Genomic DNA, 21,656 nt, shown 5'->3' with positions numbered 1-21,656 from the left:
CGGCCACGAGGACTGTCGCTCAGCGCGAACCTCAGTCCGCGCACCGCTCACGACCCACCGCTCACAACCGCGGGTCGACCGCCTCCGACTCCATCGCCAGCACCCCGAACACGGCCTGGTGCACGCGCCACAGCGGCTCCCCCTCGACGAAGCGCTCGAGCGACTCCAGCCCGAGGGCGTACTCGCGGAGCGCCATCGACCGCTTGTGCCCGAGGTCCCGGTCCTTCAGGCGCGCCAGGTTGCCCGGCTCGGTGTACTCCGGCCCGTAGATGATCCGCAGGTACTCCCGTCCGCGGACCTTCACTCCCGGCTGCACGAGCCCCTTCGGCCCGCGGGTCAGGTTCGACTCGGGCTTCACGACGGCACCCTCGCCCCCGGCGCCGGCGCCGGTGAGGTCCTGCCACCACTCGGCCCCGGCCGCACGGCTCGTCTCGTCCCGCACGTCCACGAGCAGCGACCGGGTCGCCCGCACCACGTCGGGCGCGGCGGCGGCCAGGCGGTCGGCGACCGCCATGTGCCAGCCGTGCGTCCGGTCCGCGAACGTCCGTCCCCGGGCGGCCAGGACCTGGAACGGCGCGAACCGCACGTCGTCGAGGCCGGTCGCGGGGTCGGCGTACCGGCGGTAGGACGCGGTGTAGGCGGTGGCGTCGGCTGCGCGCTGCTCGGTCCGGGCCAGCAGGTCGGTGACGTCGATGCCGCGGTCACGTGCTGCGGCGAGCGCGGCCAGGGCGTCCGGGAACGCCCCGCCGGCAGCGGCTCCGACCTCGGCGTACCAGTCGCGGATCATGCCCTCGGCCTTGACCGCCCACGGCAGCACCTCGCCGTCGAGCAGCAGCCAGTCGGTTTCCAGTTCGTCCCAGAGGCCGGCTGCCTCGACCGCTGCGTCGAGCCGCCCGAGGAAGGTCCGGGAGTCGGCGGCGTCGAAGAACGCCCGGCCCGTGCGGGTCGTCACGACGCCGTTCCAGTCCGCCGGTGCCCCGAAGCGGTCCGGGTCGCGTGCGAGCAGCACGGTGCCGCGGGAGCCCATGTGCTTCTCCTCCATCCGCACGTGGTCGACGCCCTGGCCCCGGTAGTACGCGAACGCCTCGTCCGGGTGCTCCAGGTGGTCGGGGTGCGCCGAGGTCGCGACCGGGCTCATCGTCGGCGGCAGGTACGGCAGCCAGCGCGGGTCGACGGCGAACCGGCTCATCACCTCGAGGGCGCCGGCCGCGTTCTCGGCACGGATGCCGATCCGACCGTGGTGACGGGTCTCGACGATCTGCTTGCCGGTGACGTCCTCGATCGGGAGCAGCCCGGGGACGCGTCGCGGTGCGGCGGGGCCGGCCACGGGCCTCCCGGCCGGACTGGAGGCACGCCCCACGTCCGCACCGTCGGCACCCGTCGTCGACGTGCCCGGTCCGCGCAGCGGCTCGAGCGGCTTGGCGGCCGCGTAGTGGACCCGTTCGGCGGGGACCTGGACGACCTCGCGCTCGGGGTAGCGGAGCGCGGAGAGCTTGCCGCCGAACACGCACCCGGTGTCGAGGCACATCGTGCCGTTGATCCACTCGGCGTCGACCGTCGGCGTGTGGCCGTAGAGGACCGTCGCCTTCCCGCGGTAGGCGTCCGCCCACGGCAGGCGGACGGGCAGGCCGTACTCGTCGCTCTCCCCGGTGGTGTCGCCGTAGAGCGCGAAGGACCGCACGCGGCCGGAGGCCCGGCCCTGGTACTGCTCCTTCAGCCCGGCGTGCGCGACCACGAGCCGGCCGTCGTCGAGCACCAGGTGCCCGACGAGCGCGCGGCAGAACTCGCGGACCTCGTCGCGGAAGGTGTCCGGTTCGGCGGCGAGCTGGGCGAGGGTCTCGGCGAGCCCGTGCGAGGTCTGGACCTTGCGACCGTCGAGCGCACGGACGAGCTTGTCCTCGTGGTTGCCGGGGACGGCGAGGGCGTGGCCGTTCCGCACCATGCCCATCACGAGCCGCAGGACCCCCGGGGAGTCCGGGCCGCGGTCGACCAGGTCGCCGAGGAACAGCGCCTGGCGGTCCTCCGGGTGCACGGCGTCGACGGGGCGGCCGAGGTCGTCGCGGACCAGGGTCCAGCCGAGCCGGCCGAGGAGCGTCTCGAGCTCGGAGCGGCAGCCGTGCACGTCCCCGATCACGTCGAAGGGACCGTGCTCGCCGGTGCGGTCGTTGAGCAGGGGCTCGCGGACGATGGTGGCGGCGGCGATCTCGTCCTCGCCGTGCAGCACGTGGACGCGGCGGAACCCCTCCTTGCCCAGGGCCTTGAGCCCGCGGCGGAGCTGCCCCTGCTGGCGTCGGATGACCTCGGGGCCGAAGTCCCGACCGGCGCGGGCGGCGTTCCGGGCGATGCAGACCGACTCGGGGACGTCGAGGACGATCGCGACCGGCAGCACGTCGTGCTCGCGGGCGAGCTGCACGAAGTCGCGACGGGCCTCGGCCTGCACGTTCGTCGCGTCGACGACGGTGAGCAGTCCGGCGCGCAGGCGCTGGGCGGCGACGTGCTTCAGTGCCTCGAACGCGGCGGGGGTCGCGGCCTGGTCGTCCTCGTCGTTCGAGACCAGGCCCCGGAAGAAGTCGCTGGACAGGGTCTCGAAGCGACCGAAGTGCTGCGCGGCGAACGTGGACTTGCCGGAACCACTCGTGCCGACGAGCAGCACCAGGGACATGGTGGGGACGGTCAGGGCGGTCATGCGGCGGTGCCTCCGGTCGTCGGGCTGGTCGTCGTCTGGCTGGTCGTCGTCTGGCTGGTGGTCGTCGCGCTGGTGGTCGTCGCGCTGGTGGTCGTCGGGCGGCGGAACAGTACGAGCTGGGTGGGTGGGCCGACCTCGGGGTCGTCGTCGCCGACGGGTCGGTGCTCGACGGTGTAGCCGTGTCGGTCGCCGACGCCCTGCGCCCACGTGCGGAACTCGTCGCGCGTCCACTCGAACCGGTGGTCCGGGTGCCGGAACCGACCGGCCGCCAGCGAGGCGAAGCGGACGTTGTGCTCGGCGTTCGGGGTGGTCACGACGACGGCGGCGGGCCGGGCGGCCTGGAACACCGAGGCCTCGAGTGCCGGCAGCCGCTCGGGGTCGACGTGCTCGACGACCTCCATCAAGACGACCGCGTCGAGGCCGGCGATCCGGTCGTCGGAGTACGTGACCGAGGACTGCAGCAGCCGCACGCGGGCCCGCTGCTCGTCACTGACGTCGTCGAGGCGCAGGCGCCGCTCGGCCCGTGCGAGTTCGCGGGGTGCGACGTCGGTGCCGATGATCGTCGTGAAGGAACGGTCGGCGAACAGGTGTCGGAGCAGGGCGCCCTCGCCGCAGCCGACGTCGGCGACCGTGTGGGCCTGGACGTCGGCGAGCGCCGTCAGGACGGCCTCGGCGCGGCGGCGGTACAGCGGTGTCTCGGGCGGATCCGTCGCCCCGTCGTCGTCCGCCGGCGCCTCGTCGACGGGCGCGTCCACCGAACCACCGTCCCCGGCCGTGCCGTCGAGCCCGAGCAGTCGTCCGGTCGCGTCGTCGACGAGGGACCGCTGGTGCGCGAGCGACCGGGTCGTGATGAGCTCGCGGAGCGGGTGCTCGGCCAGCCACCCCTCGCCGCGACGGAGGAGCATGCCGACCTCGTCGTCGCCGACCCAGTAGTGCTTGGCGTCGTCGAGCACCGGCAGCAGCACGGTGAGCTGGCGGAGCGCGTCGGCCAGCCGGACCCGGCCACGCAACCGCAGCCCGACGGTGGCGGCGTCGCCCCACTCCGGACGGGTGTCGTCGATCGGCCGGCGGGTCTCTTCGACGTCCCAGCCGAGCGGCGCGAACAGCCGGGTGGCGAGGCCCACCCCGTGCTCGTCGACCTCGCTCGGCACGCTGGTCAGGCCCAGCTCGAGGTCCATCGGCTCGGCGGCGCGCTCCGGCCGCGAGGTGCTGCGTCCGCCCATCGCACTGCGGAACACCTGCCCGATCGCCAACGCGAGCATCGAGGTCGACGCGTACGGACGGTCGTTGACGTAGCGGGACAGCGCCTGCGCGTCGGCGCCGTACCGCTTGCTGCGGGCGAGGGCGATGGCGTCGACCTCGAGCAGCAGGGCGGCGGTGCACTCGTCGGGGGTGTCCGCGGGGTAGAAGACGTGTGCCGTGCCGACGCTGAGGTCGAAGGACTGGGCCCGCCCGGGGTGCTTGTGCAGCAGGTGGGAGAGGTCCGGGGCAGCGTCGCCGCGGGTGGTGATGGTCACGAGCATGCGCGTGGCCTCCGATCGTCGTGGTCCGGCGTCGCTGCCGCCCGGCGGTTCCGAGGCCGGAGAGCGAGCCTAGTACGACGGAACGGCGCACAGGCAACGTCAGCAGACTGGGACGTCGACCGTCCCGCCGGACCCGGCGCCGGTCCCCCGACAGGAGGCCCGTGATGGTCGTGTACGACAGCCGCCCGATCCGACGTGCCCGGCAACTCGTCGGGGACGTCCTGGTGCTGGTCGGCATCGTCCTGGCGGTGGTCGTCGGCCGCGACGTCGCCGGTTCGATCGCCCGGCTCGCCACGATCGGCACCCGGGTGCAGTCCGAGGGGACCGCGTTCCAGCAGCAGCTCTCCGCCACCGCACGTGCACTGTCGCGGATCCCGCTCGCTGGGGACACCGTCAGCAGCCCGCTCCGGAAGGCCAGCGAGCACGCGGGCGCCGTCGCCGCCGCCGGTGCCCAGCAGCACGACACGGCCCTGCACCTCGCGCACCTGGTCGGCGGCGGGCTGACCGTCGTCGTCATCGCCCTGCTGCTGCTGGTGTGGGTCCGGACCCGTGGGCGCTTCGTCCGGGTGGCGAGTGCCACCAGCCGCGTCGACCGGTCGCCGGACGGAGCCGAACTCCTCGCGCTGCGGGCCCTCGTCGGTCGGGACGCCGTCGTCGCCCTCGGCCCCGGTGTGGTGGACCGGTGGCGCGGGCGGGACCCGCAGACGGTCGCGGCGCTGGCGGACCTCGAGCGGCGGAGGTGCGGCCTGCGGACCCGGGCGGGCCGCGACTGACCGGCACCGGTCACCGTTCGTGGCCGGATCGTCACCGCCGGGTCCTGGTCCGCGCCGCTCGCTCGGCGGTACCGTCACCGCATGGACGCCGTGTGGGCCGCAGCATCGTGTGCGCTGGAGAACGTGCCGTGCAACGACGGCGGCGGCGGTGCCCTGGACGCGACCGGCGTGTTCGTCACCGTCGTGGTCGTCGTGGCCGTCATCGTGCTGTTCGGTGTGCTCCTGCTCGGACGCTCCCGCCGCTGACGTCCGCACCCCGCCGGTCCAGGGCGCTCCGGGCGCGCACGACGAGGTCGAGGACGCCTGCCTCGAGTTCGGGTCACGCGACAGGCGTCCTCGCGCTACGACGCCGTCGGGTACGACGTTGGCGCACGACGATGTCCGACCCGGTAGTGGGGGGACGGGCGACCGCGGCCAGGGTCCGCGGTGTAGCGCGGGCGACGCTACGCTTCCCGGTCCCACCGGCCAAGCGTTCCGGATCGGGTTGTCCGATCTCCGCGGAGAGCGGGACGGGAGGCCCACCCGACGTCCGCCACACGGGCCCGGTGATCCGGGCCTCCCGTCCAGGACGACGAGCATCAGCCGACGGTCCGCGGCAGGGTCAGGGTCAGAGCGTGGCGTCCTGCCACCGCGGCCCGGTCCCGGTCACGACGACCCGGCGCGGTTCGTCCGGCACCTCGTCCGGATCGACGTCGTCGTCATCTGCGCCCCCGCCACCGGTCGGCCGGGTGATCTCGACGTCCAGGACACTGTCACCGACCCCGTCGACCATCCCGCGGCCCCACTCGACGACGACGATCGAGCCGTCCCAGTCGAGGTCCAGGTCGTCGAGCTCGACCGGGTCGGACAACCGGTACGCGTCCACGTGGACCAGGTCCGGACCCGCCGTCGTCGGATGTGTCCGGGCGAGCACGAACGTCGGACTGGAGACCTGCCCGCGGGCGCCGAGCGCCGCGCCGAGTCCCCGGGTCATCGTGGTCTTGCCGGCGCCCAGGGGCCCGGTGAGGACGACCAGGTCCCCCGCCCGCAGCACGGCGGCGATGCGGGCTCCGAGCGCGCCCATCTCGTCCGTCGTGGCGACCGTGGTGTCGAGGAGGACGGTCACGACCGCTCGCCCCGCAGGTACTCCCCCACGCGGCCCTCGCCGGAGTGCCCCTCGTACACGCGCGGGACCCGGCTGCCGATCCGGCAGACGATCTCCTCGCCGATGGTGTCGAGCGCCCGGCCCCACTCGAGGACCGTGGCCTCGCCGTCCTCACCGGTGCCGAACAGCGTCACGGTGTCACCGACCCGGACGTCGTCGTCGCCGACGTCGACCAGGAACTGGTCCATCGCGACGCGGCCCGCGATCGGGTACCGGGTGTCGTCGATCGCGACCTCGAGGCGCCCCTGGGCGGCACGGGGGACGCCGTCCGCGTAGCCGACCGGCACGAGCGCCAGGGTCGTCTCGGTGTCGGTGCGGTACGTGTAGTCGTAGGAGACGCCGGTGCCGACCGGGACGCGCTTCGTCTTCGCGACGGAGGCGGCGAGCGTCATCACGGGCGTCAGGCCGAGGTCGGCGGCGGAGACCCCGTCGGCACCGGGGATGCCGAACAGGTTGGCGCCCATCCGGACCATGTCCTTCCGGAACTCCTTGCGCTCCAGGCCGGCGAGCGACGCGGCGACGTGCTCCCACCGGATGTCGAGCCCCAGGTCCTCGGCCTGCTCGACCATGGCGTCGAAGTGCGCCACGGCGGCGGAGTCGTCGGCGTCCGAGGACTCGGCCAGGTGCGTGTACGCGGCGACGACCTCGATCCGGCCGTCGCGCTGGGCGTCGCGCGCCAGTTCGACCAGTGCGGTCCAGTCCTCGGCGGTCGCGCCGTCGCGGTGCAGGCCGCTGTCGACGCCCAGGTGCACGCGCGCCGGACGCTGGTCGACCGCGTCGACGATGCGGCGCAGCTCCGCGACGTTGGAGACACCGAGGTCGACGGCCGAGTCGATGGCGTCGCGGAAGTCGAGCCCCGGGTCGTGCTGCCAGGTGAACAGGTGGACGTCCTCGCCGACGCCGATGGCGCGCAGCCGCAGCGCCGCGGGCACCGTCAGCACACCGATCCACCGGATGCCCGCGTCGACCGCGGTCAGGGCGATGGGTTCGAGGCCGTGCCCGTAGGCGTCGGCCTTCATGATCGCCATCACCTCGACCGGCTGCATCCACGACCGGACCAGTTCGAGGTTGGCGCGGTAGGCGTCCAGGTCGATGACCGCCCGGCGCAGTCCAGCGCTCACGTCGTCCTCCGTTCGACGCTGCGGCCGACCCGGGCGACCACCTCGTAGTTGATGGTGCCGATCGCGTCGGCCCAGTCCTCCACCGCGGGGTCGCCGTTCGCCGGATCGCCCCAGAGCACGACCTCGTCCCCGATCGCGACGTCCGCGTCCCCGATGTCGATGTGCATCGCGTTCATGGCCACCCGCCCGACGACCGGGAACCGCCGGTCCCCGATCCGCACCGAGACGTGGTTGCCGTACGCCCGGTCGAAGCCGTCGGCGTACCCGAGCCCGATCACCGCGAGCCGGGTGTCCTGCTCGGCACGCCAGGTGTACCCGTACGAGACACCGTCACCGGCCGGCACGGCGACCGTCCGCAGCACCGCGGCGGTCACCCGCATCGCGGGCCGCAGGCCGAGGTCGGCCGAGGTCCGGTCCGGGAACGGGCTGAGTCCGTACAGCGCCAGACCCACCCGGGCCAGGTCGCGGCGGGTCTCCGGCAGCGCCAGGCTGCCCGCGCTGGCGGCGAGGTGCACGACGTCGGGGCGGATGCCGACCGCTGCCAAGCCGTCGATCGCCCGCTGCAGTGCGGCGTCCTGGTCGAGGTCGTCCGAGCGCGAGGCGTTCGACAGGTGGGACATCAGTCCCTCGATGCGGGTGCGGTCGCCGTTCCGGGTCAGGGCCGCGGCCGTCGCGAAGAGCTCGGGCCACTCGGACTCGACCGCCCCGTTGCGGCTGAGGCCGGTGTCCACGACCAGGTGCACCTCCGGCACGTCGGCGTCGGCCGCGGTGGAGAGCTGCTCGACGCTGGAGACCGCCGGGGTGATGCCGTACCGGGCCGCACGGCGGAAGTCCTCGTCGGGGGCGTGCAGCCACGCCAGGATCCGGACGCCCTCGTCGATGCCGGCCTCCCGGAGCGCGACCGCCTCGTCGAGGTCCGCGACCCCGAGCCAGTCCGCGCCGGCGTCCACCAGGGCCCGGGCGACCTCGACGGCACCGTGCCCGTACGCGTCGGCCTTCACCACCGCGACGACGCCGGACGGAGCCACCTGTTCCGCGACCGTGGCGTAGTTGGCGATCAACGCCTCCCGGTCGACGGTCACCCCCGTGAACGCGCTCACGCGATCGGTCCTTCCGTTGCGGGCCGGTCCCGGCCCTCGATGACGACGAACGCCGTCGCGATCCCGCCGTCGTGCGACAGCGAGAGGTGCACGTGCCCGACGCCGCGCTCGTCGGCGACCCGCTGCGCGCCCTGGTGCAGGGTGAGCGACGGGTTCCGCTGGTCGTCCGCGACGACCTCGAGTTCCCGCCAGCTCAGGCCGGCGCTCGACCCGAAGGCCTTGATCAGGGCCTCCTTCGCAGCGAACCGGGCGGCGAGCGACGCCACCGGGCGCGGCTCACCGTCCCGCAGCTGCTCGGCGTCGGTGAACAGCCGCGACCGCATCGCGGGGGTCCGTGTCAGGACCCGCTCGAACCGTTCCAGGTCGACCACGTCGACCCCGATGCCGATGATCACGTCCGCTTACTCGACGGTGACCGACTTCGCGAGGTTGCGCGGCTGGTCCACGTCGAGGCCCTTGGCCGCGGCGAGCTCCATGCCGAACATGTGCAGCGGCGCCACGGCGAGCAGCGGCTCGAACAGCGGCGTTGCGAGCGGGATCCGCAGGACCTCGTCGGCGAAGGGCAGCACGGCGGCGTCGCCCTCTTCCGCGATGGCGATCACCCGGGCACCGCGGGCGCGGATCTCCTGGATGTTCGAGACGACCTTCGGGTGCAGCGACCGGGCGTCACGCGGCGACGGGACGATGACGAAGACGATCTGGCCGGGCTCGATGAGCGCGATCGGACCGTGCTTCAGCTCACCGGCGGCGAAGCCCTCGGCGTGGATGTAGGCGAGCTCCTTGAGCTTCAGCGCGCCCTCGAGTGCGATCGGGTACCCGACGTGTCGGCCGAGGAACAGGACACTGCGGGTGTCTGCCATCCACTTGGCCAGCTCGGCGACCCCGGAGGCGTCCTCGATGGTCTGCTGCAGCTTCTCCGGCAGCCCCTCGAGTTCGGCGACCTGCGCGGCGATCTGCTCCGCCGTCATCGTGCCGCGGAGCGTGGCGAGGTGCAGCCCGAGCAGGTAGAGCGCGACGCCCTGCGCCAGGAACGCCTTCGTCGACGCGACCGCGACCTCGGGGCCGGCGTGCGTGTAGATCACGGCGTCGGACTCGCGCGGGATCGTCGCGCCCTGGGTGTTGCAGATCGAGAGGACCTGGGCGCCCTGCTCGCGGGCGTACTTGACCGCCATCAGCGTGTCCATCGTCTCGCCGGACTGGCTGATCGAGACGACGAGCGTCCGCTCGTTCAACACCGGGTCGCGGTAGCGGAACTCGTGGGCGAGCTCGACCTCGACGGGGATGCGGGCCCACTGCTCGATCGCGTACTTGCCGAGCATGCCGGCGTAGGCCGCGGTGCCGCAGGCGATGACGATGACGCGGTCGACCTGCTGCAGGCGCTCGGCGATCGGCTCGAGGTCGGTCAGCGTGACCGCCCCCTCGTGCACGCGGCCGAGGACGGTGTTGCGGACCGCTTCCGGCTCCTCGCTGATCTCCTTCGCCATGAACGAGGACCAGCCGCCCTTGTCGGCGGCCGAGGCGTCCCAGTTCACCTCGAACTCGTTGCGGTCGGCGGGGGTGCCGTCGAAGTGGATGACGTCGACGCCGTCGGGACGGATCGTGGCGATCTCGTCCTGGCCGATCGACAGAGCGCGCTGCGTGTACGCGACGAACGCTGCGACGTCGGAGCCCATGAAGTTCTCGCCGTCGCCGAGACCCACCACGAGCGGCGAGTTGCGACGGGCACCGACGACGACACCGGGCTGGTCGGAGTGCACGACGAGGAGCGTGAAGGCGCCGTCGAGTCGGGCGACCGTGCGCCGCATCGCCTCGGTCAGGTCGTGGGTCTGGCGGAACTCGCGCGCGACCAGGTGCGCGGCGACCTCGGAGTCGGTCTCGCTGTGGAAGACGACGCCCTCGGCGAGCAGTTCGTCCTTCAGCGGGGCGAAGTTCTCGATGATGCCGTTGTGGATCAGCGCGAGCTTGCCGTCGTCCGCCAGGTGCGGGTGTGCGTTCTCGTCGGTCGGGCCGCCGTGCGTCGCCCAGCGGGTGTGGCCGATGCCGGTGCCGCCGTCCGCGATCGGGTTGGTGTCGAGCTCGTCGATGAGCATCTGGAGCTTGCCGGCCTTCTTCGCCGAGGTCAGGTCTCCGGCCGGATCGACGACGGCGATGCCGGCCGAGTCGTAGCCGCGGTACTCGAGGCGACGCAGGCCTCCGAGGAGGACGTCCGTGCTGCTGTTGCTGCCGACGTATCCGACGATTCCACACATGGGATCGATCCTACGGGCAGCGCGGGGAGCACCCTGCGAACCGCACGGCGGGTGGGGATAGCCTCCGGGCATGGGACGCTTCGACGACATCGAGATCACCACCATCAAGGGCGAGACCACCACGTTCGGCAGCTTCGGTGACAAGGCGGTGCTCGTGGTGAACGTCGCCTCGCGCTGCGGCCTCGCCCCGCAGTACGAACAGCTCGAGGAACTGCAGCGCACGTACGGCCCGCGGGGGTTCACCGTGCTCGGCTTCCCGAGCAACCAGTTCCTGCAGGAGCTCGGCTCGTCCGAGGCCATCGAGGAGTACTGCTCCACCACGTGGGGCGTCAGCTTCCCGATGTCCGAGAAGGTCAAGGTGAACGGCCGCTCGGCGCACCCGCTCTACCGCGAGCTCACACAGGCTCCGGACGCCTCGGGCAAGGCCGGACGGGTCATCTGGAACTTCGAGAAGTTCCTGGTCGCCCCGGACGGCACGGTCACGCGCTTCCGCCCGACGGTCAAGCCGGACGCCCCCGAGGTCGTCGCCGCCATCGAGGCGGCGCTCCCCGCCTGATCGGCGGGTGCACCCGCTGACGGACAGGAGGCCCGTCCACCGCAGCCGACGTCGCTGACCGGTGGCGGGCCTCCCGGCTGGGTACGCTCGACCCCATGCCGATCCCGGAGACGACCGTCGCGCACCCCACCCCCTTCGTGGAGATCCCGCGGGACGAGTGGTCGCAGCTCGCGCCGAAGGAACACCTCTCGCTCACCGAGACCGAGATCGTGCAGCTGCGGGGGCTCGGCGACCGGCTCGACCTGACCGAGGTGCAGGACGTGTACCTGCCGCTCTCCCGGCTGCTGACGCTGTACGCGGCCGGCGCGCGGGACCTGCACGCGGAGACCAGCCGCTTCCTCGGCGAACGCGCCCGACGGACGCCGTTCGTGATCGGTGTCGCCGGGTCCGTCGCCGTCGGCAAGAGCACCGTCGCGCGTCTGCTGCGCGAACTGACGAAGCGCTGGCCGGACACCCCGCGGGTCGAACTCGTGACCACCGACGGCTTCCTGTACCCGAACGCGGAACTCGAGCGCCGCGGGATCATGGACCGCAAGGGCTTCCCGGAGTCGTACGACCGCCGGTCCCTGCTGCGCTTCGTCAGCCAGGTGAAGAGCGGCGCGACCGAGGTCCGGGCGCCCTACTACTCGCACCTGGTCTACGACATCGTGCCGGACGCCGAGATCGTCGTGCGACAGCCGGACATCCTCATCGTCGAGGGGCTCAACGTGCTGGCGCCGCCGGTGCACGGTCGGCTCGCACTGTCCGACCTGTTCGACTTCACGATCTACGTCGACGCGAAGACGAAGGACATCGAGTCCTGGTACGTCGACCGGTTCCTGGCGCTGCAGGAGCAGGCGTTCTCGAGCCCCGACTCGTTCTTCCACCGCTTCGCCGCACTGTCCCGCGAGGACGCGGTGGCCACGGCGACCGGGGTGTGGCGCGCGATCAACGAGCCGAACCTGCTCGAGAACGTGCTGCCGACCCGCTCCCGGGCGACGCTCGTGCTCAAGAAGGCCGCCGACCACAAGGTGACGAGCGTCCTGCTCCGCAAGATCTGACCGGCGGGGTCCTCCCCCGGATCAGTTCGGAGTGGCGCCGCACGACAGGAACCCGCTCGAACCGCGGACGTCCGTGGTTCGAGCGGGTTCCTGTTGTGCGTGGCCGGAGCGCGCCAGCGGGCGCGGCGGCCGGGGCTCCGCGGCCGGGGCTCCGGTGGGCTACGCGGCCTCGGGCGTCAGACGCTCGCGGACGACCTCGGCGAGCTCCTCGGCGACGCGCTGGGCGTCCTCCTGCGATGCGGCCTCGACCATGACGCGGACGACCGGCTCGGTACCGGAGGGACGCAGCAGCACCCGGCCGGTGTCACCGAGCGCCTCGGTCGCCGCAGCGATCGCGTCCTGCACGCCCTGATCCTGCAGGCCGTGCCGGTCGACGCCCTTGACGGCGAGCAGCACCTGCGGGAACACGGTCATGCACGCGGCGAGCTCGCCGAGCGACTTGCCGGTGCGCGCCATCTCGGCCACCAGGTGGAGGCCCGTCAAGACCCCGTCACCGGTCGTCGCGAAGTCGTTGAAGATGATGTGACCGGACTGCTCGCCGCCGAGCGAGTAGCCGCCCTCGTTCATCTTCTCGAGCACGTAGCGGTCGCCGACACCGGCCTCGATCACGGTGATGCCCGCGTCCGCCATCGCCCGCTTCAGCCCGAGGTTCGACATCACCGTCGCGACGAGGGTGTCGTCGACCAGTCGGCCGCGTTCCTTGAGGGACAGCGCGAGGATCGCCATGATCTGGTCGCCGTCCACCGCGTTGCCCTCGGCGTCCACGGCCAGGCACCGGTCCGCGTCGCCGTCGTGGGCGATGCCGACGTCTGCTCCGGCCTCGAGGACGGCGCGTGCCAGGTTGTCGATGTGGGTCGAACCGACCCCGTCGTTGATGTTGATGCCGTTCGGGTCGGCACCGATCAGCGTGACCTTCGCGCCCGAGTTCACGAAGACCTCGGGCGAGACACCGGAGGCAGCCCCGTTGGCGCAGTCGAGCACGACGTGGATGCCGTCGAGCCGGTGCGGAAGGGTGCCGAGCAGGTGCACGACGTAGCGGTCCTCGGCGTCGGCGAACCGCGTGATGCGACCCACCTCGGCGCCCGTGGGGGTCGGTGCGGACTGGTCGTGCATGGCCGCTTCGATGCGGTCCTCGACCTCGTCCGGCAGCTTGCGACCACCAGCGGCGAAGAACTTGATCCCGTTGTCCGGCGCGGGGTTGTGCGACGCGGAGATCATCACGCCGAAGTCGGCGTCGACGTCAGCGACGAGGTACGCCGCTGCGGGGGTGGGGATGACCCCGGCGTCGAGGACGTCGACGCCGGCGGAGGCGAGCCCGGCTGCCACTGCGGCACCCAGGAACTCGCCGGAGACGCGCGGGTCGCGCGCCAGCACGGCCTTGGGGCGCGTGCGACCGGACGCTCGTCGAGCGTCCGCATGGTGTCCGTGCGTGAGCACGGCCGCGCTCGCCTGGGCAAGACCCAGTGCGAGCGCGGCCGTCAACTCGCCGTTGGCGAGGCCACGAACGCCGTCGGTACCGAACAGACGCGGCATGCGATCTCCCGCCGTCAGGCGATCAGCGCTTCGAGAACTGCGACGCCTTGCGGGCCTTCTTGAGACCGGCCTTCTTGCGCTCGATGACGCGGGCGTCACGGGTGAGGAAGCCGGCCTTCTTGAGGGTCGCGCGGTTGTTCTCGCGGTCGATCTCGTTCAGGGTGCGGGCGATGGCGAGACGCAGCGCGCCGGCCTGACCCGAGGGGCCGCCACCCGTGATGCGGGCGGTGACGTCGTACGAGCCGAGGAGCTCGAGCACCTTGAACGGGTCGTTGATGAGCTGCTGGTGCAGCTTGTTCGGGAAGTAGTCCTCGAGCGTGCGGCCGTTCACGACGAACGTGCCGGAGCCCGGGACGAGACGCACGCGGGCGATGGCCTCCTTGCGGCGACCGACGGCACCGCCCGAGACGTTGAGGATCTGACGGGGAGCCGCCTCCGACGCGACGGGTGCGCTCTCGGTGGTGAAGGTCTCCGGGGTCTGGTCGATGGAGTCAGCGATCTGAGCCATGAGTGTTTTCTCGTTCCTGGAAGTCGTCGTGGCCGCTGTTACTGCGAGACCTGGTCGAAGGTGTACGGCTTGGGCTGCTGCGCCGCGTGGGGGTGCTCAGCGCCTGCGTAGACCTTGAGCTTCTTGAGCTGCTCGCGACCGAGGGTGTTCTTCGGCAGCATGCCGCGGATCGCCTTCTCAACGGCGCGGGTCGGGTGCTTCTCCAGCATCTCCGGGTAGCTGGTGGCCGTGAGGCCGCCCGGGTAACCGGAGTGACGGTAGTAGACCTTCTTGGCGAGCTTCGACCCGGTCAGGGCGACCTTGTCGGCGTTCACGATGATGACGTAGTCACCCATGTCCATGTGCTGGGCGAAGGTGGCCTTGTGCTTGCCGCGGAGGAGGGCGGCGACGTGCGAAGCGAGGCGGCCGAGCACGACGTCGGTCGCGTCGATGACGATCCAGTCGTGCTGGACGTCTGCCGGCTTCGGGGAGAACGTACGAGTCACAGGAGTGCTGCTTTCGTGTCGAGGTGAGGAGTCCGTGAATCCCACTCCGGTGGGCGTTCCCGCGGGCAGATGCCCGCTGAACGACCCGGTGGAGGGCCCATCTGACTGTCTGGCGCAACAGAGCGCGCAGACCAAGAGATGAGCCTAGCCGACGCCGATCGTCCCGGTCAACCGGCGTCGCTCCCAGCGACACCACGGACGGGAGGCGCGGTGCGGGTCGGACCCGCACCGCGCCTCCCGTCGGTGGTCGCGTTCAGCGCGAGGTCACTCGGCGCTGCCACCCGTCGTCCGGCGGCGACGGAGGGCGAGGAGCCCGCCACCGGCGGCCAGGAGCGCGAGGGCCGCCGCGAGGCCGCCGCCGATCTGGGCACCGGTGAACGCCAGGCTGCCGTCACCCGTGGTCGGCGTCACGCCGGCACCCGGGGTCGTGCCCGCACCACCGGCGATCGGCGTGGGGGTCGGTTCAGCTGTGGGGTCGTCGGCCGGGTCGTCCGTGCCGGGCTCCGGCGTGGGCTCCGGCGTCGGGTCGCCCTCGGCAGCGGTCAGGTCGAAGCCGACCAGGATCGGGTCGTGGTCGCTCGCGCGGTACACGTCGTCCGTGTACAGGTCCGAGACGTTCACGTTGTACCGGCTGTACTCCAGGCCCACCGACTCGGTCGAGTTGATGTTCCAGATGTCCACGCCCGTCACGCTCGCCAGCGCCGCCGGTGACGCCAGCACGTGGTCGAGCGACCCGCTGAGCCCACTGAAGACGTACGAGTACTCGGTCCGGTCGCGGGCCGGGGCCAGGTCGGTGTAGCCGGCGTCGCGGAGGACGACCATCGGGTCCTCCTCGCTGTAGGCGTTGAAGTCACCGATCAGGAAGGTCTTGTCGGTGCCGTACTGCGCCTGCATCGCCGTGGAGAAGCTCGTGAGGGCTCGGGCCTGGCGCACCCGGTCGGCGTTCGAGGCGCCCTGGCCGTCGCCCTGGTCGGCGTTCTCGCCGGTGCCGGAGCCCTTCGACTTGAAGTGGTTCGCGATCACCAGGAAGTCGTCGTCCGCGGTCCCACCGACCGGGCGGAACGCGTCCGCGACCGGCTGCCGCTGGAAGACGTCCGAGTCGGTGAGGATCGTCGACTCGGCGGTCGGCGCGACCCGGGCCTTCTTGTAGATGAGGGCCAGGCGGATGACGTCCTCGTCGGCGGCGAGCTTCGTCGGCGAGGGGACGTACGCCCAGGTGTCGCTCCCGGTGGCCGCGTTGAGTGCGTCGACGAGGGTGGCGACCGCAGCGTCCCGGTCCTGCCCGAACGCCGCCGAGTTCTCGATCTCCTCGAGCGAGACCACGTCGGCGCCCAGGCTGTTGATCGCCTTGACGATCTTCACCTGCTGGCGTGCCAGGTCCTCCGCCTCGGCAGCACCGCGGGCGTCGCAGCCGGAGTTGACCGTGAGCGGGTCACCGGCGCGGTCCGTGTAGTACGTGCAGCCGGTCAGCTGGTCGCCCGTGGTCGGGAAGTAGTTCAGCACGTTGAACCCGGCGAGCTTCAGGTCACCGCCGACCGCGGCGGGCGCCGTGGTGCGGACGTCCGAGAACGTCGCGGGCAGGTCGGCCTTCGCGGTCGCGCCGGTGATCGGCGTCGTCGGCTGGAACGTCCAGACGTCGTTCCGGTAGTCCAGGACCACGGGCTCGGTGAACGTCGTGGCGGCGCCGACCGTGACCGGGCCCGCGTTCGTCAGCCACGGCACCGGGATCGACCGGGCCGACTGGTCCTGGCCGTCGCGCGGCAGGAAGTTCGTGCTCGCGCCGTCGTCGAGCGTGACCGTGCGGGCGGCGTTGTCGGCGACCACCGCGGCGGCCTCGGCGCTGCCCGGGCGGGCGACCTCGGTCGGCTGCAGCAGCCGGCCCGGACCCGTGGCGAGCGTGACCACGCCGTACTGGTTCGTCGTGTAGTTGTCGGCGACCGTGTAGTCGCCCTGCGGTGCGACGAGCATGCTCTCGAGCGCCTCGCGTTCGGCGTCCGTCCGGGGGAAGGCCACGGCGGCCGGGACCGGGGCGGCGGCCGGGGTGGTGAGCTCCGTCAGCCCGGCGGTGTCCGCGACGGTGAGCTCGGTGAGCCCCTTGAACTCGGAGACGGCGCCGGTGACCTGGACGTGGTCGCCGATCGCGACCAGTCCGGCCGTGGCGGCGGAGTAGACGTACAGTCCGTCGGAGGCGGTCCGCGCGGCCAGGGTGGTCGCGCCTCCCGTCCCCGGGGTCTGGATCGTGTAGCCGTTCAGCCCGCCGGTGGCGTAGACCGCGGTCACGACGCCGCTGGTCGTGACCGTCGAGCCGGCGAGCGGCGAGGTGTCCGTCGTGCCCTGGATCTCCGCGATGGTCGCGGCCACGGGGGGCGTGGTCGGCGGGGTGGTGCCACCGCCGCCCGGCGTCGGCGTCGTGCCGCCCGCTGCCGTCTCGCCGGCGGCGTTCCGCGGGGTGATCGTCCGCGTCAGGGTGAAGTCCGCCGCGTTCGCGTCGGTGTCGGTCGTGCCCTGCCGGACGAGTGCGTCCGGGGTGCTGTTCGCGCCCGAGGGGTTCGTGGCGGGAGCAGTCTCCGACGTGTTCGAGGCGCCGTACCCGAGCAGGTCCACCACGCCGGGCGTCGCCGTCGTGACCGCACCCGCGGGCAGCGCCAGCGCCGTCGGCTGGTCGGAGAGGACGAGGGTCCCGCTCGCACCGGAGGCGTTCAACGTCGAGACGACGTCGGGCGTGGGCAGTGCAGCGCCGACCGTCCCGTTCGACGCTCCCTGCACGAGGTACGTGCCGTTCGCCGGGACGGACCCGGTGAGCGGCACGACGGTGCTCGATGCTCCCGTGCTCGTCGCCGGGCGGTACTGCAGCGACCATCCGTCAACGGACACCGCGGCGCCGGTCGGGTTGCCGATCTCGACGAACCGGTTGGTGAACGGCTGGTTCGCGCTGCCGCCCTTGAGGTACGCCTCGGAGATGACGAGTCCGGTGCCCGTCGGGTTCGCGGAGGCGGTGGTGACGGTGACGAGCGGTGCGGCGATCAGGGTCGCGGCAGCCGTGGCGCACAGCAGGGTGCGTCCGACGGTTCGTGGCATGGGGACCTTCGGTTCGTGGTCGGGAGTGATCCCGTGAACCGTACGGGCCTGCGGAGACGCACAGGTTACGACGAGGTGAAACCTCTCCCCCGGACGAGGGTCGACCGGGGGTTCCATCCGTCCCGCGCGAGCAGCAGCGCACCCGCCATCACCCCGTCGGACTCGGCAACTGCTTCACGATCCGAAGAGCACACGCAACAGCGCCACCCCCGATGCAGCGACGTACCACCCAACGAGGTTCCCGCGTTTCCGCGCGAGCGCCAGCGAGCCGACCACAGCAGCCACCGTGACGACGCCCGCGACCCCGCGGATCGTCGGAGTTTGGCCCGTCACACCGAAGACGCAGCACCCCAGGGTCGCGACGACCGCCAGGAGTCCGACGACGGACTGGCGGATCCTGCCGCGCCCACCTGGCCCGACGTCGGGCCCGTCGATCTTGCCCCTGCCGACGATGTCCATCGTGGTCCCTCCAGATCGCAGCTCCATCACCGGTCCACCACAATTTCACATCTACAGTTCCGATACCAGTCGTCCATGCTGGAACGACGACGTCACCCCTGGATCGGCACCCACTCCGCCCCCACCCGGTGCACCGCCGGCCCGTGCCCCGGCAGCACGATCGCCGGGTAGGCCAGGGCCCGCGCCGACTCCACGGCGAGCGCCGGGTCGGCCGTGAAGAACGGCGTGATCATCCGAGGCCGCGGTGCCCACGACCCGGGCTGCGTGTCGTGGTGCGTGACGACGGCGTCGCCGGTGACGATCGCGTCGGCCGCGGGCAGCAGGTACGCGGTCGAGCCGTCGGTGTGCCCCGGGACGGGCAGCGGCGTCATCGCCCGGCCCTCGAAGTCGTGGGCTGTGAAGGCGCGGGCGCTCGGCACGGTCGTCGGGCGGAGGGCGTCCGAGGCGATCGCGCGGCCGAGCCAGCGGAGGACGCGGGGTGCGGCGAGTCGTCCGCCGATCTCGGCCGGCGTCACCTGCTGGCGCGCCGGTCCGCGGACGTTGTTGAGTTCGTCCGCGTGGGCCAGGACCTCGACGTGCGGGAAGCGCTCGAGGATCTCGGGCAGCCCGCCGACGTGGTCGACGTGCCCGTGGGTGACGTAGACGCGGCGGAGCTCGTCGAGGTCGTGGCCGGCGAGCAGCACGCTGTCGAGCACCAGGTCGGTGTCGGCCGGGTAGCCCGCGTCGATGAGGGCGACGCCGTCCTCTTCCGCCAGGACGACCCAGTTCGACACCGGCCCCTCGACGAAGACCACACCGGGTGCGACGGAGACGACGGAGCGCGGAGCACGAGGAGCCATCCCCCGACGCTACCGCCAGTCCTCGTCCGGCACGTCGCCGGGCCGGTGTCCTTCCGCGTCGCGACGGGCGCGTGTCTGGACGGCCCGCGCCTCCAGGGCGTCGTCGTCCGGGTACCCCACCTCGGTGAGGGTGAGTCCGCGTGCCGGGGCGGTCGTGAAGGCGCTGGTCCGTTCCGCCGCGACCCGCAGCTCGTCGAGCTCGTCCGGCGTCATCCGGCCCTCGCCGACGGCGAGGGTGCCGCCGACCATCGCCCGCACCATCGAGTGGCAGAACGCGTCGGCCTGGAGGCTCGCCACCAGCACGCCGTCCGGCTCACGTTCCCAGCGGAACTGCTGCAGGGTCCGGATCGTGGTGGCGCCGACGCGCGGCTTGCAGAAGGCCGCGAAGTCGTGCAGCCCGAGCAGCCGCAGCGCACCCCGCTCCATCGCTGCCGGGTCGAGGCGCCCCGGGTACCAGGTCGTGTGCCCGCGACGGAGTGGGTCGCGGAGGGCGTCGACGTCGGCGACCCGGTACCGGTAGCGCCGCCAGAGCGGGGAGAACCGCGCGTCGAAGCCGGCCGGGGCGACGCGCACGCTGCGGACGACGATGTCCCCGTCGGCGCCCGCGAGCCCGTTGAGCCTGCGGAGGAGTCCACTGAAGGCATCACGGACGGTGCCGTCGGCGCTGGGGCGCTTCGGCCGGGTCAGCGCGGCCCACTGGTCCGGGCTGAGGTCGAGGTGCGCGACCTGTCCGGTGGCGTGCACGCCGGCGTCGGTGCGGCCCGCGACCGTCAGGTGGGGTGGTTCGCCCCACCGGGTGAAGACGGTGGCGAGGGCGTCCTCGAGCACACCCTGCACGGTGCGGAGTGCGGGCTGGCGTGCCCACCCGGAGAAGCCGGAGCCGTCGTACGCCAGGTCGATCCGGAGTCGCGCGCCGGTGCCGTCCGCGCCGGGGTCGTCTGGTGTCCGGGCCGTCTCGCTCACGCCCTCCACGGTACCGATGTCAGCGCCACGTCAGTGCCGCGTGAGCGGTCCTCGGCAGTGTCGTCCCCGTACACGACGTCGACGGAAGGACACGACGATGACCACGACACCCCTCGCGGTGGAGGCCACTGGCCTCGTGAAGACGTTCGGCAGCAACCGGGCCGTGGACGGGGTCGACCTCCGCGTGGAGGCCGGCACGGTCTACGGGGTGCTCGGACCGAACGGCGCCGGCAAGACCACCACCATCAGCATGCTCGCGACCCTGCTCCGCCTGGACGGCGGCGAGGCGAGGGTGTTCGGCCACGACGTCCGCCGGGAGCCCCACGTGGTGCGCCAGCTCATCGGCGTGACCGGGCAGTACGCCAGCGTCGACGAGACCCTGAGCGCCACCGAGAACCTCGTCGTCTTCGGCCGGCTGCTCGGGCTGTCACGGACCGAGGCGAAGCGGAAGTCGACCGAGCTGCTCGAGCGCTTCGGGTTGAGCGAGGCAGCGCGACGACCGCTCCGCGGGTTCTCCGGGGGGATGCGCCGACGACTGGACCTGGCGGCGAGCCTCATCGCGCAGCCGCCGCTGATCTTCCTCGACGAGCCGACGACGGGCCTCGACCCGCGGACCCGGGCGCAGATGTGGGACACCATCCGGGAGCTCGTCGCGACCGGGTCGACCGTCCTGCTGACGACGCAGTACCTGGACGAGGCCGACCAGCTCGCGGACCGGATCGCGGTGATCGACCACGGGCGGGTGGTGGCCGAGGGCACGAGCGACGAGCTCAAGGCCTCGATCGGCACCGCGTCGCTGCAGCTCCGGCTGGCCGACTCCACCCCGGCACGTCTGGCGGAAGCGTCCGACCTGGTGCTCCGCGTGCTCGGCACCGCGGCGGTCGCGAGTCCCGAGGGCTCCCGGCTCACCGCGCCGATGGCGGACCCGGACCGTGTCACGGACCTGCTGGTGTCCTTCCGGGACGCCGGCATCTCCCTCACCGAGATGAGCGTGCAGAAGCCGACGCTCGACGAGGTGTTCCTCACCATCACCGGCGAAGGGGTGGGCGCCGACGCGTCCGCGCCCGCCGACCGCACGCTCGAAGGGAGCAACGCATGACCACGCTCACCACCCCGGACCTGACCTCGGCCACGTCCGGCGCACCGCGCATCACCCCGCGGCCGGGCATCGGCGGTTCCGGCCTCGCCGCGACCGTCCGGCAGTCCCTCACGATGGCGTACCGCGGGCTGGTCAAGGTCCGGCGCACACCGGAGCAGCTGTTCGACGTGACGCTCATGCCGATCGTCTTCACCGTGATGTTCACATACATCTTCGGTGGCGCGATCGCCGGCGACGTCAGCAGCTACCTGCCGATCATCATCCCGGGCATCCTCGTGCAGACGAACATCACGTCGTCGATCGTCACCGGCGTGCAGCTCCGCGAGGACATGGACAAGGGCGTGTTCGACCGCTTCCGGTCCCTGCCGATCGCCCGGATCGCCCCGCTCGCCGGCGCCCTGCTCGCCGACACCGTCCGCTACGCGATCGCCACCACGATCACCTTCACGGTCGGCTTCATCATGGGGCTCCGTCCCGCGGGCGGGATCGGTGCGGTGCTC

Annotated in this window: 20 protein-coding genes; 6 read left to right on the top strand and 14 right to left on the bottom strand. The window is 72.3% G+C overall.

Annotated elements, in window-relative coordinates; genetic code table 11:
* Window positions 1–61: 61 nt before the first annotated feature.
* Window positions 62–2,686 carry a polynucleotide kinase-phosphatase gene (locus tag QL987_RS11625; RefSeq protein ID WP_290157784.1) on the bottom strand — a complete coding sequence of 875 codons (2,625 nt, stop codon included), beginning with the start codon at window positions 2,684–2,686 and terminating at the stop codon, window positions 62–64.
* Window positions 2,683–4,209, bottom strand: coding sequence for a 3' terminal RNA ribose 2'-O-methyltransferase Hen1 (locus QL987_RS11620; protein WP_290157782.1), 1,527 nt, complete (start codon window positions 4,207–4,209; stop codon window positions 2,683–2,685). The genes QL987_RS11625 and QL987_RS11620 overlap by 4 nt, the downstream gene beginning before the upstream one ends.
* Window positions 4,210–4,373: 164 nt before the next feature.
* Here QL987_RS11620 and QL987_RS11615 point away from each other — a divergent pair, with 164 nt between their 5' ends.
* On the top strand, window positions 4,374–4,982 hold the full coding sequence (locus tag QL987_RS11615; protein WP_290157781.1) for a hypothetical protein: 609 nt from the start codon (window positions 4,374–4,376) through the stop codon (window positions 4,980–4,982).
* 81 nt (window positions 4,983–5,063) lie between these two features.
* Entirely contained in the window at window positions 5,064–5,228 is a 165-nt protein-coding gene (locus QL987_RS11610; protein ID WP_181439149.1) for a hypothetical protein, read from the top strand.
* A 361-nt stretch (window positions 5,229–5,589) separates the two neighbouring features.
* On the opposite strand, the gene tsaE is transcribed toward QL987_RS11610, so the two are convergent.
* The 5 genes from tsaE to glmS are packed head-to-tail and all read right to left on the bottom strand — an operon-like array spanning window position 5,590 to window position 10,596.
* Window positions 5,590–6,045: a tRNA (adenosine(37)-N6)-threonylcarbamoyltransferase complex ATPase subunit type 1 TsaE gene (gene tsaE, locus QL987_RS11605; protein WP_290157791.1), complete on the bottom strand. Its 456-nt coding sequence runs from the start codon at window positions 6,043–6,045 to the stop codon at window positions 5,590–5,592.
* 38 nt (window positions 6,046–6,083) lie between these two features.
* Window positions 6,084–7,247 carry an alanine racemase gene (gene alr / locus QL987_RS11600; RefSeq protein WP_290157780.1) on the bottom strand — a complete coding sequence of 388 codons (1,164 nt, stop codon included), beginning with the start codon at window positions 7,245–7,247 and terminating at the stop codon, window positions 6,084–6,086.
* Window positions 7,244–8,347: an alanine racemase gene (gene alr, locus QL987_RS11595; protein ID WP_253465159.1), complete on the bottom strand. Its 1,104-nt coding sequence runs from the start codon at window positions 8,345–8,347 to the stop codon at window positions 7,244–7,246. Before alr (QL987_RS11595) ends, alr (QL987_RS11600) begins: the two co-directional genes overlap by 4 nt.
* Window positions 8,344–8,742 (bottom strand): holo-ACP synthase, encoded by a 399-nt coding sequence (locus QL987_RS11590; protein ID WP_290157779.1) that lies wholly within the window; start codon window positions 8,740–8,742, stop codon window positions 8,344–8,346. The genes alr (QL987_RS11595) and QL987_RS11590 overlap by 4 nt, the downstream gene beginning before the upstream one ends.
* 6 nt (window positions 8,743–8,748) lie before the next feature.
* A complete protein-coding gene (gene glmS, locus QL987_RS11585; protein WP_290157778.1) occupies window positions 8,749–10,596 on the bottom strand; it encodes a glutamine--fructose-6-phosphate transaminase (isomerizing) in 1,848 nt (615 codons plus the stop codon).
* A 70-nt stretch (window positions 10,597–10,666) separates the two neighbouring features.
* On the opposite strand from glmS, the gene QL987_RS11580 reads away from it, so the two are divergent.
* Together QL987_RS11580 and coaA are read left to right on the top strand one after the other, a co-directional pair.
* Window positions 10,667–11,152, top strand: coding sequence for a glutathione peroxidase (locus QL987_RS11580; RefSeq protein WP_111073912.1), 486 nt, complete (start codon window positions 10,667–10,669; stop codon window positions 11,150–11,152).
* A gap of 95 nt (window positions 11,153–11,247) precedes the next feature.
* Window positions 11,248–12,192, top strand: coding sequence for a type I pantothenate kinase (gene coaA, locus QL987_RS11575; RefSeq protein WP_111073913.1), 945 nt, complete (start codon window positions 11,248–11,250; stop codon window positions 12,190–12,192).
* A 159-nt stretch (window positions 12,193–12,351) separates the two neighbouring features.
* Here the strand turns inward: coaA and glmM are convergent, their stop codons facing one another.
* The 7 genes from glmM to truA all read right to left on the bottom strand — a co-directional run bounded on the left by glmM (window position 12,352) and on the right by truA (window position 20,057).
* Window positions 12,352–13,725 carry a phosphoglucosamine mutase gene (gene glmM / locus QL987_RS11570; RefSeq protein WP_290157777.1) on the bottom strand — a complete coding sequence of 458 codons (1,374 nt, stop codon included), beginning with the start codon at window positions 13,723–13,725 and terminating at the stop codon, window positions 12,352–12,354.
* A gap of 22 nt (window positions 13,726–13,747) precedes the next feature.
* Window positions 13,748–14,233 (bottom strand): 30S ribosomal protein S9, encoded by a 486-nt coding sequence (gene rpsI / locus QL987_RS11565; RefSeq protein WP_111073915.1) that lies wholly within the window; start codon window positions 14,231–14,233, stop codon window positions 13,748–13,750.
* Window positions 14,234–14,271: 38 nt separating this feature from the next.
* Entirely contained in the window at window positions 14,272–14,718 is a 447-nt protein-coding gene (gene rplM / locus QL987_RS11560; RefSeq protein ID WP_111073916.1) for a 50S ribosomal protein L13, read from the bottom strand.
* 264 nt (window positions 14,719–14,982) lie between these two features.
* Window positions 14,983–17,796, bottom strand: a complete 2,814-nt coding sequence (locus QL987_RS11555; RefSeq protein ID WP_290157776.1) for an ExeM/NucH family extracellular endonuclease — start codon at window positions 17,794–17,796, stop codon at window positions 14,983–14,985.
* A gap of 174 nt (window positions 17,797–17,970) precedes the next feature.
* Window positions 17,971–18,255 (bottom strand): hypothetical protein, encoded by a 285-nt coding sequence (locus tag QL987_RS11550; RefSeq protein WP_290157775.1) that lies wholly within the window; start codon window positions 18,253–18,255, stop codon window positions 17,971–17,973.
* Between the two features lie 92 nt (window positions 18,256–18,347).
* The gene (locus QL987_RS11545; protein WP_290157774.1) at window positions 18,348–19,094 is read right to left on the bottom strand and encodes an MBL fold metallo-hydrolase; all 747 of its coding nucleotides are present in this window, start codon (window positions 19,092–19,094) and stop codon (window positions 18,348–18,350) included.
* Between the two features lie 9 nt (window positions 19,095–19,103).
* Window positions 19,104–20,057 (bottom strand): tRNA pseudouridine(38-40) synthase TruA, encoded by a 954-nt coding sequence (truA, locus tag QL987_RS11540; RefSeq protein ID WP_290157773.1) that lies wholly within the window; start codon window positions 20,055–20,057, stop codon window positions 19,104–19,106.
* 97 nt (window positions 20,058–20,154) lie between these two features.
* On the opposite strand from truA, the gene QL987_RS11535 reads away from it, so the two are divergent.
* Window positions 20,155–21,156 carry an ATP-binding cassette domain-containing protein gene (locus tag QL987_RS11535; RefSeq protein ID WP_111073920.1) on the top strand — a complete coding sequence of 334 codons (1,002 nt, stop codon included), beginning with the start codon at window positions 20,155–20,157 and terminating at the stop codon, window positions 21,154–21,156.
* The coding region (locus tag QL987_RS11530; protein WP_290157772.1) for an ABC transporter permease at window positions 21,153–21,656 on the top strand (504 nt) is incomplete at its 3' end. The genes QL987_RS11535 and QL987_RS11530, both read left to right, overlap by 4 nt.

Source organism: Curtobacterium sp. APC 4022 (assembly GCF_030407555.1).
GTDB lineage: Bacteria > Actinomycetota > Actinomycetes > Actinomycetales > Microbacteriaceae > Curtobacterium.
Note: the sequence above shows the minus strand (reverse complement) of the source record. Positions and strands in the feature narration are given on the sequence as shown.